Below are 16073 nucleotides of genomic sequence, written 5' to 3' on the forward strand. Positions count from 1 at the left end.
ATGGCGAACGACGACAAGCTGCTCGACTACCTCAAGCGCGTCACGGCCGACCTGGCGCAGACGCGCCGTCGGCTGGAGGAGGCCGAGAGCACGGAACCCATTGCGATCATCGGCATGAGCTGCCGCTACCCCGGGGGCGTGACGTCCCCGGAGGACCTGTGGCGGCTCGTGTCCGAGGGGACCGATGCGGTCCGCGAGTTCCCGGCCGACCGCGGGTGGCCGTTGGACCGGCTGCTCAGCGAGTCCGGGGACGAGGCGGGCACCAGCTACGTCCGCCACGGCGGCTTCGTCGACGACGTCGCCGGCTTCGACCCCGGCTTCTTCGAGATCTCGCCGCGCGAGGCCGTCACCATGGACCCGCAGCAGCGCCTGATGCTGGAGGCCTCCTGGGAGGTCTTCGAGCGGGCCGGGCTCGACCCGCAGGGGATGCGCGGCAAGCCCGTCGGTGTGTTCGTCGGCTCCGGGATCCAGGACTACGACCAGCTGCTGCCGTCCTCCCCCGACGCCGAGACCTACATGACGACGGCGACCGCCGCCTCGGTCATCTCCGGCCGGGTCGCGTACTCGCTGGGCCTGGAGGGCCCGACGCTGACCGTCGACACGGCCTGTTCCTCCTCGCTGGTGGCCCTGCACCTGGCCTGCCAGTCCCTGCGCGACGACGAGTGCTCGCTCGCGCTGGTCGGCGGCGTCATGGTGATGTCCACCCCCGGCGCGTTCGTCGCCTTCTCCCGGCAGAAGGGCCTCGCGCCCGACGGCCGGTGCCGCTCCTTCTCCGACGACGCGGACGGCACCGGCTGGGCCGAGGGCTGCGGCGTGCTGCTCGTCGAGCGGCTCTCCGACGCGCAGCGCAACGGGCACCGGATCCTGGCCGTGGTGCGCGGGTCGGCGATCAACCAGGACGGCGCCTCCAACGGCCTCACCGCACCCAACGGCCCCGCCCAGCAGCGCGTCATCCGGGCCGCGCTGGCCAACGCCCGGCTGACCGCCGCCGAGGTCGACGCCGTCGAGGCGCACGGCACCGGCACCACCCTGGGTGACCCGATCGAGGCCCAGGCCCTGCTCGCCACCTACGGGCAGGAACGCGACGGCGACCCGCTCTGGCTCGGCTCCTTCAAGTCGAACATCGGGCACGCCCAGGCGGCGGCCGGGGTCGGCGGCATCATCAAGATGGTGCACGCGATGCAGCACGGGGTGCTGCCGAAGACCCTGCACGTCGACAAGCCGACCACCCATGTCGACTGGTCGACCGGGCAGGTCGAACTCCTCACCGAGGCAAGGGAATGGCCCGCGACCGGGCGTCCTCGCCGGGCCGCCGTCTCCTCCTTCGGCGTCAGCGGCACCAACGCCCACGTGATCGTGGAGCAGGCCCCGGACGCGGAGCCGGCCGCACCGCGCGCCGCTGCCCACCCGGCGGTGCCGCTGGCCTGGCCGCTGGCCGGGCACACCGAAGCCGCGCTGCGCGACCAGGCGGCCCGGCTGCTCGCCCACGTCGAGGCGACCGACGCCGACCCGCGCGACATCGCCCACTCCCTCACCACCACCCGCGCCCAGCTGGACCACCGGGCCGTCGTCATCGGCACCGGACGCGACGAACTCCTCGACGCGCTCCGCGCACTGGCCGATGGTCAGAGCCACCCGGGGGTGGTCACCGGGCGGGCCGAGGACGGGCAGCTGGCGTTCCTGTTCACCGGTCAGGGCGCGCAACGCCTCGGCATGGGCCGGGAGCTGTACGAGGCCTTCCCCGTCTTCGCCTCCGCGCTGGACGACGTCCTCGCACGCTTCGACGTCCCCGTGCGGGAGGTGATGTGGGGCGAGGACGCGGACGCGCTCAACCAGACCGGCACCGCCCAACTCGCCCTCTTCGCCTTCGAAACCGCGCTGTACCGGCTGCTGGAGTCACTGGGGGTGCACCCGGACTACCTCGCCGGGCACTCCCTCGGCGAGATCACCGCCGCGCACGTCTCCGGCATCCTCACGTTGGAGGACGCCTGCACCCTGGTCTCCGCCCGCGCCCGCCTCATGCAATCCCTCCCCCCCGGCGGAGCCATGGCCGCCCTGCGCGCCACCGAAGACGAAGTCATCCCGCTGCTCGGCGAGGACGTGACGATCGCGGCCGTCAACTCGGCTGACAGTGTGGTCGTCTCAGGAACCGAAGCCGCCGTGGACGCCGTGCTCGCGCAGTTCGCCGACCGCAAGCACACCCGGCTGAAGGTCTCGCACGCCTTCCACTCACCGCTGATGGACCCGATCCTCGAAGACTTCAGGACGGCCGCCAAGAGCATCACCCACCACACGCCGACCATCCCGGTCATCTCCAACCTCACCGGCCAGCCCCTCACCGAGGCCTCCGCCGACTACTGGGTCAACCACCTCCGCGGCACCGTCCGCTACCACGACGCCGTCACCCACCTCGCCGAACAGGGCGTCACCACCCACCTCGAAATCGGCCCCGACGCCGCCCTCACCCCCCTCACCGACAACACCACCCCCACCGGACACCGCAAGCGCCCCGAGCCGCTCCAGCTCACCATCGCGCTGGCCACCCTCCACACCAACGGTGTCCCCGGCACCCTCACCACCCCGGGCGGCCGCACGGTCGATCTGCCCACCTACGCCTTCCAGCGCGAGCAGTTCTGGCTGCCCGCCCCGCTCACCTCCGGCGACCCGGCGGCCCTGGGCCTCACTCCCCTGCCCCACCCCGTCCTCACCGCGCACCTCACCATCCCGGACAGCGACACCACCGTCCTCACCGGACGTCTCTCCACTGCGGCTCACCCCTGGCTCGCCCACCACGTGGTCGCGGGCACCATCGTCTTCCCCGGCACCGGCCTGATCGAGCTGGCCACCCAGGCCGGCGACCACACCGGGTGCCCGACCGTCGAAGAGCTCACGCTCCACACCCCGCTGACCGTCCCCGAGCAGGGCACCGTCCAGCTCCAGGCCGTCGTCACCGCACCGGACGCCACCGGACGCCGCACCCTCACCATCCACTCCCGCCGCCCCGACGAGCAGGACTGGACCCGCCACGCCGAGGGCACCCTCGCCCCCACCACCGACGCGACACCCGAACCACTCACCACCTGGCCGCCCGCCGGCGCCGAACCGATCGCGCTCGACGGCCTCTACGAGCAACTGGCCACCGCCGGACTCTCCTACGGCCCGGTGTTCCAGGGCGTACACGCCGCCTGGCGCCTGGGCGAGGACGTCTACGCCGACATCGCCCTCCCCGAGGACGAGGACCCGACGCCGTACAACCTGCACCCGGCCCTGCTCGACGCCGCCCTGCACCCGATCGCCCTGACCAGCGCCACCTCGGAGAACGGCGCCCTGCCGTTCGCCTGGTCCGGCCTGCACCTGCACGCCACCGGCGCACAGGCACTGCGCGTGCGGATCACCCCGCTCGGCACCGGGCAGGCCCGGCTGCTGATCGCCGACACCGACGGTCGGCCCGTCGCCACCGTGGAATCGCTGGCGCTGCGCGAGTTCAGTTCCGAGCAGATCGCCGGGCAGTCGGGCACCAGCCCGTACCGGTCGCTGTACCAGCTCATCTGGCAGCCCGTGCCGGTCCCGTCACCGGTGCCCTCGGTGGATCCCGGTCTCGTCCACCTGGACCTGACCGATCCCGGCACCGACGTCCACGCCGCCACCCACCGCCTGCTGGCCGGCCTCCAGGACGCGCTGGCCGACACCACCGGCCCGGTCGTCGTCACCACCCGCACCACCACCAGTGACAGCGGCCACCCCACCGACCCGGTCACCGGCGCGCTCTGGGGTCTGATCCGCACCGCCCAGAACGAACAGCCCGGCCGCATCACCCTCGTCGACCTCGACGAGCCGGACGCACTCCCGCTCGCCCTGGCCACCGGCGAACCGCACGTCCTGCTGCGCAACGGCACCCCGCACGCGCCCCGGCTGACCCGCACCACCCCGCAGGACGCCACCGTCCCGGCCGCCTTCGACCCCGACGGCACCGTCCTGATCACCGGCGGCACCGGCGGCCTCGGCGCGCTCCTCGCCCGCCACCTGGTCACCGCACACGGCGTCCGCCACCTCCTCCTCACCAGCCGCCGCGGACCGGACGCACCCGGCGCCACCGAACTCACCAGCGAGCTGACCGAACTCGGCGCCACCGTCCACGTGGTGGCCTGCGACGCCACCGACCGCGACGCCCTCGCCACCGTCCTGCGCGAAGCCACGCCCGGCGTCCGCGCGATCGTCCACACCGCCGGCGTGCTCGACGACACCACCGTCACCGCCCTCACGCCCGAACGTCTGAGCTCCGTCCTTGCGCCCAAGGCCGACGCCGCCCAGCACCTCCACGAGCTCAGCCTCCAACTCGGCCTCGACCTCACCCACTTCGTCCTCTTCTCCTCCGCCTCCGGCACCATGGGCGCCCCCGGCCAGGCCAACTACGCCGCCGCCAACACCTACCTGGACGCCCTCGCCCACCACCGCCGCCACACCGGCCTGCCCGCCCACTCCCTCGCCTGGGGCCTGTGGGACCAGCCCGGCGGCATGGCCGGCACCCTCGATGCCGCCGACCACCAGCGGCTCGCCCGCAACGGCGTCACCGCGCTCTCCCCGCAGGACGGCCTGGCGCTCTTCGACGCCGCCCTCACCCTGCCCCACCCGCATCTGCTCCCCGTCCACCTCGACCCCACCCACCTGGACGCTGCCGACACCCCGCCGCTGTTCCGCGCCCTGCTGCCCGCCACCCGCCGCGTCAGTGCCGCCGGCCGCACCGGCGGCGCCGACACCGGCGCCCTGCACCGGCAGCTGGCCGCCCTCACCCCGGAACAGCGCACCGACCACCTGCTCGCCCTCGTCCAGGCCCACGCCGCCACCGTCCTCGGCTACTCGAGCCCGGCCGCGATCGACCCGCAGCGGGCCTTCCGCGACCTCGGCTTCGACTCGCTCACCGCGGTCGAGCTGCGCAACGCCCTCAACGCGGCCACCGGGCTGCGCCTGCCCGCCACCCTGGTCTTCGACTACCCGGCACCGGAGGCCCTGGTCCGGCACCTGCTGGAGGAGCTGTCCGGCACGGTGGCCGCCGCCGGTCCGGCCCCGGCGGCCGGCCCGGTCGCGGCGGACGAGCCGATCGCCATCATCGGCATGGCCTGCCGCTACCCGGGCGGGGTGGACTCGCCCGAGGAGCTGTGGCGACTGGTCGCCGACGGCGTCGACGCGATCTCCGAGTTCCCCACCAACCGCGGCTGGGACATCGACGCGATCTACGACCCGGAGGGCCTGCGGCCCGACACCAGCTACGTCAACCAGGCCGGATTCCTGCACGACGCCGGGGAGTTCGACGCCGACTTCTTCGGCATCAGCCCGATCGAGGCGGCGGCGATCGACCCCCAGCAGCGGCTGCTGCTGGAGACCTCCTGGGAGGCGCTGGAACGGGCCGCCATCGACCCGGCCGCCCTCAAGGGCAGCGCGACCGGCGTGTTCGCCGGGATGATGTACCACGACTACACGTACAACAACAGCACCGGAGCGATCGCCTCGGGCCGGGTCTCCTACGCGATGGGCCTGGAGGGCCCCTCGGTCACGGTGGACACCGCCTGCTCCTCCTCGCTGGTCGCGCTGCACATGGCCGCCCAGTCGCTGCGCTCCGGCGAGTGCTCGCTGGCCCTGGCCGGCGGAGTCGCCGTGATGGCCACCCCGGACGTCTTCGTCGAGTTCAGCACCCAGAAGGGCCTCTCCCGCGACGGCCGCTGCAAGTCCTTCGCCGCGGCGACCGACGGCACCGGCTGGGGCGAGGGTGTCGGCATGCTCCTGCTGGAGCGGCTGAGCGACGCCAAGGCCAACGGACGACGGATCCTCGCCGTGGTGCGCGGCTCCGCCGTCAACCAGGACGGCGCCTCCAACGGCCTCACCGCGCCCAACGGCCCGTCCCAGCGGCGGGTCATCCAGGGCGCGCTGGCCAACGCCGGGCTGACCACCGCCGACGTGGACGCCGTCGAGGCGCACGGCACCGGCACCCTGCTCGGCGACCCGATCGAGGCTCAGGCCCTGCTCGCCACCTACGGTCGCGAGCGCGCCGGGGAGCCGCTCTGGCTCGGCTCGATCAAGTCCAACATCGGGCACACCCAGGCCGCCGCCGGCGTCGCCGGGATCATCAAGATGGTCGAGGCGATGCACCACGGCGTGCTGCCCAAGACCCTGCACGTGGACGCCCCCTCACCGCAGGTGGACTGGGAGGCCGGCGAGGTGCGGCTGCTCACCGAGGCTCGGGACTGGCCGGACCTCGGCCGTCCGCGCCGCGCCGCCGTCTCCTCCTTCGGCATCTCCGGCACCAACGCCCACGTCATCCTCGAACAGCCCGAGCCGGCCCCCGCGCCGCGGCCGACCGGACCGGCGGGACCCGCCCCGCTGGCGCCGTCCGCGCCGCTGCCCCTGGTGCTGTCCGCCCGCAGCGGCGAGGCGGTGGCCGGACAGGCCGCCCGGCTGGCCGCCTTCCTCCGCGCGGAGCCCGCCCCGGACCTGCCCGACACCGGCCTCTCGCTGGCCCTCACCCGCACCGCCTTCGACCACCGTGCCGTCGTCCTCGGCACCGACCGGGACGAACTCCTCGCCGGACTGGACGCGTTGGCGGCCGGCGAGGACGCGGCGACCGCGCTCCGGGGCACCGTGACCGGCGGCCGGACGGTGTTCGTCTTCCCCGGCCAGGGCTCGCAGTGGGCCGGCATGGGCCGTGAACTCGCCGCCGTCTCACCGGTGTTCGCCGAGAGGCTGGCCGCCTGCGGCCGGGCCCTCGCCCCGTACACCGACTGGGACCTGCTGGACGTCCTGAACGAGGCCCCGGACGCGCCCGGACTGGACCGGGTCGACGTCGTCCAGCCCGCCCTCTGGGCCGTCATGGTGTCGCTGGCCGAGCTGTGGCGCGCCTTCGGCGTGCGCCCGGCCGCCGTGATCGGCCACTCCCAGGGCGAGATCGCCGCCGCCTGCGTGGCCGGCGCCCTCTCCCTGGAGGACGCGGCCAAGGTGGTCGCGGTGCGCAGCCGCATCATCCGGGAGGACCTGGCCGGGCAGGGCGGCATGATGACCGTCGCACTGCCCGCCGCCGAGGTCGAGGCCCACCTCGCGGACCGTCCCGAGCTGACCGGCGCCGTGCAGATCGCCGCGGTCAACGGCCCCCGCTCGGTGGTCGTCTGCGGCGACACCGACGCCCTGGCGGGGCTGCGCGCGACGTGGGACGCCGCGGGCGTGCGGGTCCGGGTCATCCCGGTGGACTACGCCTCGCACTCGCACTTCGTCGAGGGCATCCGCGGGCGGGTCACCACCGAACTGGACGGGCTGCGGCCGCGCTCCACCGACGTGGCGTTCTACTCGACGGTGACCGGCGCCCTGCTGGACACCGCCGTCCTGGACGCCGAGTACTGGTACACCAACCTGCGCGGCACCGTCCGCTTCGAGCAGGCCACCCGGGCCGCGCTGGCCGACGGGCACGGCGTGTTCGTCGAGAGCAGCCCGCACCCCGGGCTGCTGATCGGCCTCGGCGAGGTCGTCGAGGACACCGGCGCCTCCGCCGCCCTGGTGGAGTCGCTGCGCCGCGACGACGGCGGTCCGCTGCGCTTCACCGCCTCGCTCGCCCGCGCCCACACGGCCGGCGCGCGGGTCGACTGGTCCCGCTCCTTCCCCGGGGCCTCGCTCACCGCCCTGCCCACCTACGCCTTCCAGCGGCAGCGCTACTGGCTGGACGCCCCCGTCCAGGGCGGCGACCTCGCGGCCGTCGGCCTGCGCGCCGCCGACCACCCGCTGCTCGCCGCCGCGCTCGTGCCCGCCGGCACCGAGCAGCTGGTGCTCACCGGCCGGATCTCGCTGCGGACCCACCCCTGGCTGGCCGACCACGCCGTCTCCGGCACCGTGCTGCTCCCGGGCACCGCGTTCGTCGAGCTGGCCGTCAGGGCCGGCGACGAGGTCGGCTGCGCCCGGCTGGAGGAGCTGACCCTCCAGTCCCCGCTCGTCCTGCCCGAGACCGGCGGTGTGCAGCTCCAGGTCACCGTCGGCGCACCGGGCGCGGACGGGAGCCGGGTGCTCGGCATCCACTCGCGCGCCGAGAGCGCCGAGGAGTGGACCCGGCACGCCGAGGGCCTGCTCCTGCCCGCCACCGCCCGGGCCGCCGACGGCGACCCGGAGGCGCCGTGGCCGCCGGCCGGTGCCGCACCCGTCGACCTGACCGACGGCTACCGCGCGCTGGCCGCCGCCGGGCTGGAGTACGGGCCGCTGTTCCAGGGGCTCACCGCCGCCTGGACCGTCGGCGGAGAGGTGTACGCCGAAGTCGCCCTGCCCGACCGGAAGGACGCCGACGGCTTCGGCCTCCACCCCGCCCTGCTGGACGCCGCCCTGCACGCCATCGCGCTCGGCGGCGCCGCCACCGAGGGCGCGGCACTGCCGTTCTCCTGGGGCGGGGTCGAGCTGTTCGCCACCGGCGCCGACACCCTGCGGGTGCACCTGGTGCCGACCGGACCGGGCGCCGTCCGGCTGACCGCCGACGACCCGTCCGGGCGTCCGGTCCTCGCCGTCGACTCCCTCACCGTACGCCCGCTCGACCCGCGGCAGCTCGCCGCCGAGCCGGTCCGCTCGCTGTACCGGGTGCGGTGGCAGCCCGCGCCCGAGACCGCCGACGGCGCGAACTCCGTCCCGTCCTGGGGTCGTTGGGAGGACCTGGACGCCTCCACCGCCACCGTGCCCGAGGTCGTCGTGCTCGCGGCCGGCGGCGCGGTGGGCGCCGAGGACGCGCTCACCGAGAGCTGCCGGGTCCTCGCGGCCGTCCAGTCCTGGCTGGCCGAGAACCGGTTCGCGGACGCCACGCTGGTCGTCACGACCCGTGGCGCCGACGGGCCCGCCGGCCCGGTCGCCGTCGACCCGTCGGGCGCCGCGGTCTGGGGCCTGCTGCGCACCGCGCAGTCCGAGGAACCGGGCCGGATCGTCCTGGCCGACCTGGACGTCCCGGTCGAGGCCGGGCTGCTCGGCCGGGTCCTGGCCGTCGGCGAGCCCCAGGTCGCCGTCCGCGAGGACGCCGTGCTGGTGCCGCGCCTGGTCCGCCACCCGGCGGCACCGGCCACCCCGGCCACCCCGGACGCCCCGGCGGCTGCCGGGGACGAGGCGACGTTCCGCGGCCGCGTCCTGGTCACCGGCGGCACCGGCACCCTGGGCGCCCTGGTCGCCCGGCACCTGGTGACCGCACACGGCGTCCGCGAGCTGGTGCTCACCGGGCGGCGCGGCCCGGACGCCCCCGGCGCCCGCGAACTCGTCGCCGAACTCGCCGGGTTGGGAGCCCACGCCGAGGTCGTGGCCTGTGACATGGCCGACCGCGCGGCGGTCGCGGCCCTGCTCGCCGCCCACCCCGTCAACGGGATCGTGCACACCGCCGGCGTCCTCGACGACGGACTGCTCTCCGCGCAGACACCCGAGCGGATGCACCGGGTGTTCGCCCCCAAGGCGCTCGCCGCCTGGCACCTGCACGAGCTCACCGCCGGCACGGACCTGTCCGCCTTCGTGCTGTTCGCCTCCGCCTCCGGCGTCCTCGGCACCTCCGGCCAGGCCAACTACGCCGCCGCCAACGCCTACCTGACCGCCCTCGCCGAGCACCGCCGAGCACACGGACTGCCCGGCCACTCACTGGCCTGGGGCCTGTGGGAGCAGGCCAGCGGCATGACCGGAGCGCTCGACCACGAGGACCGGGCCCGGATCGCCCGCAGCGGCGTGCTGCCGCTCGACACCGAGGAGGGCCTCGCCCTGCTCGACACGGCGGTGGCCGCCGAGCCCGCCGCCCTCGTCCCGATCCGCCTGGAGCTCGCCGGCGCCGACCGGGCCGAACTGCCGCCCCTGCTGCACGCCCTGGTCCGCACGCCGGTGCGCCGGGCCACCGCCGAACGCTCGGCCGGCTCGCTGCGCGACCAGCTGCTCCGGCTCCCGCTGGGCGAGCGCGAGTCCGCCCTCCTGGACACCGTGCGCAGCCGGACGGCCGCCATCCTCGGCCACACCGGCGCCCAGGCCGTCGACGGGCGGCGCCAGTTCCGCGACCTCGGCTTCGACTCGCTCGCCGCCGTCAACCTGCGCAACGCCCTCCAGGAAGCGACCGGGCTGCGCCTGCCCGCCACGCTGGTCTTCGACTACCCGACGCCCCGGGACCTCGCCCGGCACCTGCTGAGCAGCATCCCGGGCCTGGCCCGGACGGTCGTCGAGGCCCCGGCCGTCGGCACACCGGCCGTCACCACGCCGAGCGGCTCCGACGAGCCGATCGCGATCATCGGCATGGCCTGCCGCTTCCCCGGCGGGGTCTCCTCGCCCGAGGACCTGTGGCGGCTGGTCGCCGACGGCGTCGACGCGGTCGGCGAGTTCCCCGCCGACCGCGGCTGGGACGTCGAGACGCTCTACGACCCGGACCCGGCCGCCGAGCACAAGACCTACACCCGCCACGGCGGATTCCTGTACGACGCGGGCCGGTTCGACCCGGAGTTCTTCGGCATCAGCCCGCGCGAGGCCCTGGTCACCGACCCCCAGCAGCGCCTGCTGCTGGAAACCGCCTGGGAGGCACTGGAGCGCGCCGGGATCGACCCGCGCTCGCTGGAGTCCACGCCGACCGGCGTGTTCGCGGGGGTCATGCACCACGACTACGCCTACAACAGCAGCGCCGGCAGCGTGGCCTCCGGCCGGATCGCGTACACCTTCGGGTTCGAGGGCCCGGCCGTCACCGTCGACACCGCCTGTTCGTCCTCCCTGGTCGCGCTGCACATGGCCGCCCAGTCACTGCGCACCGGCGAGTCCACACTCGCCCTCGCGGGCGGGGTCTGCGTGATGGCCACCCCCGAACTGTTCGTCGAGTTCAGCCGCCAGCGCGGACTCGCCGCGGACGGGCGCTGCAAGGCCTTCTCCGACGCGGCGGACGGCACCGGCTGGGCCGAGGGCGTCGGCATGCTGCTCATCGAACGGCTCTCCGACGCCCGACGCAACGGCCACCCGGTGCTCGCCGTCGTCCGCGGCACGGCCGTCAACCAGGACGGCGCCTCCAACGGCCTCACCGCACCCAACGGCCCCGCCCAGCAACGCGTCATCCGCGCGGCACTGGCCAACGCGCAACTGACGGCGGCCGACGTCGACGCGGTCGAGGCGCACGGGACGGGCACCACGCTCGGCGACCCCATCGAGGCCCAGGCCCTGCTCGCCACCTACGGACAGGACCGCCAAGCCCCGCTCTGGCTCGGCTCGTTGAAGTCCAACATCGGACACGCCCAGGCGGCGGCCGGTGTCGGCGGCATCATCAAAATGGTCGAGGCCATGCGCCACGGCGTCCTGCCGAAGACCCTCCACGTCGACACACCGTCCAGCCATGTCGACTGGGAGACCGGCAAGGTCGAACTCCTCACCCAGGCCCAGGACTGGCCGCAGACCGGGCGCCCGCGCCGGGCCGCCGTCTCCTCCTTCGGCATCTCCGGCACCAACGCCCACGTCATCATCGAACAGGCCCCCGAACCGGCAGCCATCGAACCGGCCGCCGAGCAGAACAACGCCCTCCCGCTGGTCTGGCCGCTGTCCGGCCGCACCCCGGAGGCCGTCCGGGCCCAGGCGGCCCGCCTGCTCGCCCACGTCGAGGCGACCGACGCCGACCCGCGCGACATCGCCCACTCCCTCACCACCACCCGCGCCCAGCTGGACCAGCGGGCCGTCGTCATCGGCACCGGACGCGACGAACTCCTCGACGCGCTCCGCGCACTGGCCTATGGCACGGCCGGATCGGCCGAGATCCGGCGGGCCCACCCGGCTGCCCGCCTCGCCTTCCTCTTCACCGGCCAGGGCGCCCAACACCTCGGCATGGGCCGGGAGCTGTACGAGGCGTTCCCCGTCTTCGCCTCCGCCCTGGACGACGTCCTCGCACGCTTCGACGCCCCCGTCCGGGAGGTCATGTGGGGCGAGGACCCGGACGCCCTCAACCAGACCGGCACCGCCCAACTCGCCCTCTTCGCCTTCGAAACCGCCCTCTACCGGCTGCTCGAATCACTCGGCGTCCGCCCGGACTACCTCGCCGGGCACTCCCTCGGCGAGATCACCGCCGCCCACGCCTCCGGCATCCTCACCCTCGACGACGCCTGCACCCTCGTCTCCGCCCGCGCCCGCCTCATGCAATCCCTGCCCACCGGCGGAGCCATGGCCGCCCTACGCGCCGCCGAAGACGAAATCCTCCCGCTGCTCGGCGAGGACGTGACGATCGCGGCCGTCAACTCGGCGGACAGCGTGGTCATTTCGGGCGATGAGGCAGCCGTCGAGGCCGTGCTCGCACAGTTCTCCGACCGCAAGCACACCCGGCTGAAGGTCTCTCACGCCTTCCACTCCCCCCTCATGGACCCGATCCTCGAAGACTTCAGGACGGCCGCCACGAGCATCACCCACCACGCGCCGACCATCCCGGTCATCTCCAACCTCACCGGCCAGCCCCTCACCGAGGCCTCCGCCGACTACTGGGTCACCCACCTCCGCGGCACCGTCCGCTACCACGACGCCGTCACCCACCTCGCCGAACAGGGCGTCACCACCCACCTCGAAATCGGCCCCGACGCCGCCCTCACCCCCCTCACCGACAACACCACCCCCACCGGACACCGCAAGCACCCCGAGGTCCACCAGCTCACCACCGCCCTCGCCACCCTCCACACCAACGGCGTCCCGGTCGGCTTCGGCTCGACCGGCCGCACGGTCGATCTGCCCACCTACGCCTTCCAGCACCGGCGCTACTGGCTCGCGGCTCCGCTCAGCCCCGACAGCGCTGAGCACCCGCTGCTCGGCACAGTGGTCGAAACCCCGGACGGGACGGCTCACTTCACCTCCCGGCTCGGCCTGGACACCCTGCCCTGGCTGGTCGATCACCAGATCGCGGACACCGTCCTGCTCCCCGGCACGGCTTTCCTCGAACTGGCCACCCAGGCCGGCGATCACACCGGCTCCCCGGTAGTCGAGGAGCTGACCCTGCACGCGCCCTTGGTCGTTCGCGAGCAGGGCACGGTCCTGTTGCAGACCACCGTGACCGCCGCCGATGCCGACGGCCGCCGCACCCTCACCATCCACTCCCGCCGTCCCGACGAGCAGGACTGGACCCGCCACGCCGAGGGCACCCTCGCCCCCACCACCGACGCGACACCCGAACCGGTGACCACCTGGCCGCCCGCCGGCGCCGAGCCGATCGCGCTCGACGGCCTCTACGAGCAACTGGCCACCGCCGGACTCTCCTACGGCCCGGTGTTCCAGGGCGTACACGCCGCCTGGCGCCTCGGCGAGGACGTCTACGCCGACGTCACCCTCCCCGAGGACGAGGACGCGTCCCCGTACAACCTGCACCCGGCCCTGCTCGACGCCGCCCTGCACCCGATCGCCCTGACCAGCGCCACCTCGGAGAACGGCGCCCTGCCGTTCGCCTGGTCCGGCCTGCACCTGCACGCCACCGGCGCACAGGCACTGCGCGTGCGGATCACCCCGCGCCGCACCGGTGAGGTCTCCCTCGTGGCCGCCGACGCCACCGGCCGGCCGGTCGTGACCGTCGACTCGCTCACCCTGCGCGAGTTCGATCCGGCCCAGATCGGTGGAACCGGCCATCACCGGCACCTCTACCGGCTGGTCTGGCAGTCCGTGCCGGTCCCGTCGGCCGTGCCCGCGACCGACTCAGCTCTCGTCCACCTGGACCTGACCGATCCCGGCACCGACGTCCACGCCGCCACCCACCGCCTGCTGGCCGGCCTCCAGGACGCGCTGACGGACAGCACCGGCCCGGTCGTCGTCACCACCCGCACCACCACCGGTGACAGCGGCCACCCCACCGATCCGGTCACCGGCGCGCTCTGGGGTCTGATCCGCACCGCCCAGAACGAACAGCCCGGCCGCATCACCCTCGTCGACCTCGACGAGCCGGACGCACTCCCGCTCGCCCTGGCCACCGGCGAACCGCACGTGCTGGTCCGGGGCAACACCCTCCAGGTGCCCCGGCTGACCCGCACCGCCCCGCAGGACGCCACCGCCCCGGCCGCCTTCGACCCCGACGGTACGGTCCTGATCACCGGCGGCACCGGCGCCCTGGGCGCCCTGGTCGCCCGCCACCTGGTCACCGCACACGGCGTCCGCCACCTCCTCCTCACCAGCCGCCGCGGACCGGACGCACCCGGCGCCACCGAACTCACCAGCGAGCTGACCGAACTCGGCGCCACCGTCCACGTGGTGGCCTGCGACGCCACCGACCGCGACGCCCTCGCCACCGTCCTGCGCGAAGCCACCCCCACCGTCCGCGCGATCGTCCACACCGCCGGCATCACCGACGACACCACCGTCACCGCCCTCACGCCCGAGCGTGTCGACGGTGTCCTGGCGCCCAAGGCCGACGCCGCCCAGCACCTCCACGAGCTCAGCCTCCAACTCGGCCTCGACCTCACCCACTTCGTCCTCTTCTCCTCCGCCTCCGGCACCTTGGGCACCCCCGGCCAGGCCAACTACGCCGCCGCGAACGCCTACCTGGACGCCCTCGCCCACCGGCGCCGCGCCATCGGCCTGCCCGCCCACTCCCTCGGCTGGGGCCTGTGGGACCAGCCCGGCGGCATGGCCGGCACCCTCGATGCCACTGACCACCAGCGGCTCGCCCGCAGCGGCGTCGCGGCCCTGAGCGCTCAGGACGGTCTGGCGCTGTTCGATGCCGCCCTGGCCCTGCCCGACCCTCACCTGATCCCCGTCCACCTCGACCCGGCCCGTCTGGATCCGGCCGACACCCCGCCGCTGTTCCGTACCCTGCTGCCCGCCACCCGCCGTACCAGTGCCGCCGGCCGCACCGGCGGCGCCGACACCGGCGCCCTGCACCGGGAGCTGGCCGCACTCACCCCGGAACAGCGCACCGACCACCTGCTCGCCCTCGTCCAGGCCCACGCCGCCACCGTCCTCGGCCATGCCGATGCGCAGGCCGTGGACCCGCTGCGCGGGTTCCTGGAGACCGGGTTCGACTCGCTCACCGCGGTCGAGCTGCGCAACGCCCTCAACGCGGCCACCGGACTGCGCCTGCCCGCGATGGCGGTGTTCGACAGCGAGAACCCGACCCGCCTGGCCGCGCTGCTCCACGAGCAGCTGGCCGAGACCCCGGGGCCGGACGCCTCGGCCCCGGCGGTCGTCCGGCAGCCCGAGGAGGACGACACCCTCAGCGGTCTGTTCCGGACAGCGGTGCTCGCCGGGCGCGGCGCCCAGGCCTTCGCGATGCTGCGGGCGGTCGCCGAGCTGCGCCCGGTCTTCAGCGGTCCGGAGGAGCTCGGGCAGCTGCCGAGCCCGCTCACCCTGGCGGACGGCCCGCGGGCTCCTCGCCTGATCTGCCTGGCCACCCCGATGGCCGGCGGCGGTGTGCACCAGCACGCCCGGCTGGCCGGGGCGTTCCGCGGCGAGCGGCCGGTGACGGCCCTGCCGCTGCCGGGCTTCGCCCCCGGGGAGCCGCTGCCGGACTCGGCCCGGGCGGCCGTCCGGGTGCTGGCGGACAGCGTGCTGGCCACCGCCGGGGACGAGCCCTTCGTCCTGGTCGGCTACTCCTCGGGCGGTGTCACCGCGTACGCGACGGCCCGCCACCTGGAGAACGTGCACGGCGTCCGGCCCGCCGGGGTGGTCCTGCTGGACACCTACCGGATCACCGCGCACGAACAGGCCAGCGGCTTCGAGCACATGACCCAGCAGATGCTCGGCCTGGAGGCGGAGTTCGGCCGGTTCGACAGCGCCAAGCTCTCCGCGATGAGCCGCTACCTGCACCTGCTGCCGGACTTCGACCTGGGCAGCGTCTCGGCGCCGGTCCTGTTCGTCTCCGCCGGGCGGTCGTACGTGCTGGGAGCGGACGGCACCTCGGAGGAGGGCGACTTCCAGCAGGCCCGGCCGTGGGACGCCGCCCACACCCACCGGGTGGCGGAGGCCAACCACTACGACCTGATCCGCGAGTCGGCCGACGGCACGGCCGCGATCGTCAGGGAGTGGCTGGAGGGCCTGCGGTAGGGCCGGTCCGCCAAGCGGCGAGAGGGGGCGGTGCCCGGTCGGGCACCGCCCCCTCTCGCCGTTCCCAGCTGGGC

1 protein-coding gene is annotated in these 16073 nt (G+C 74.6%); it reads left to right on the top strand.

Annotated features, from left to right (window positions below; translation table 11 throughout):
* Window positions 1–15999 carry an SDR family NAD(P)-dependent oxidoreductase gene (locus tag ACYP53_RS39375; RefSeq protein ID WP_459650924.1) on the top strand — a complete coding sequence of 5333 codons (15999 nt, stop codon included), beginning with the start codon at window positions 1–3 and terminating at the stop codon, window positions 15997–15999.
* Window positions 16000–16073: the final 74 nt, after the last annotated feature.

The organism is Kitasatospora sp. Ki12 (assembly GCF_054601375.1).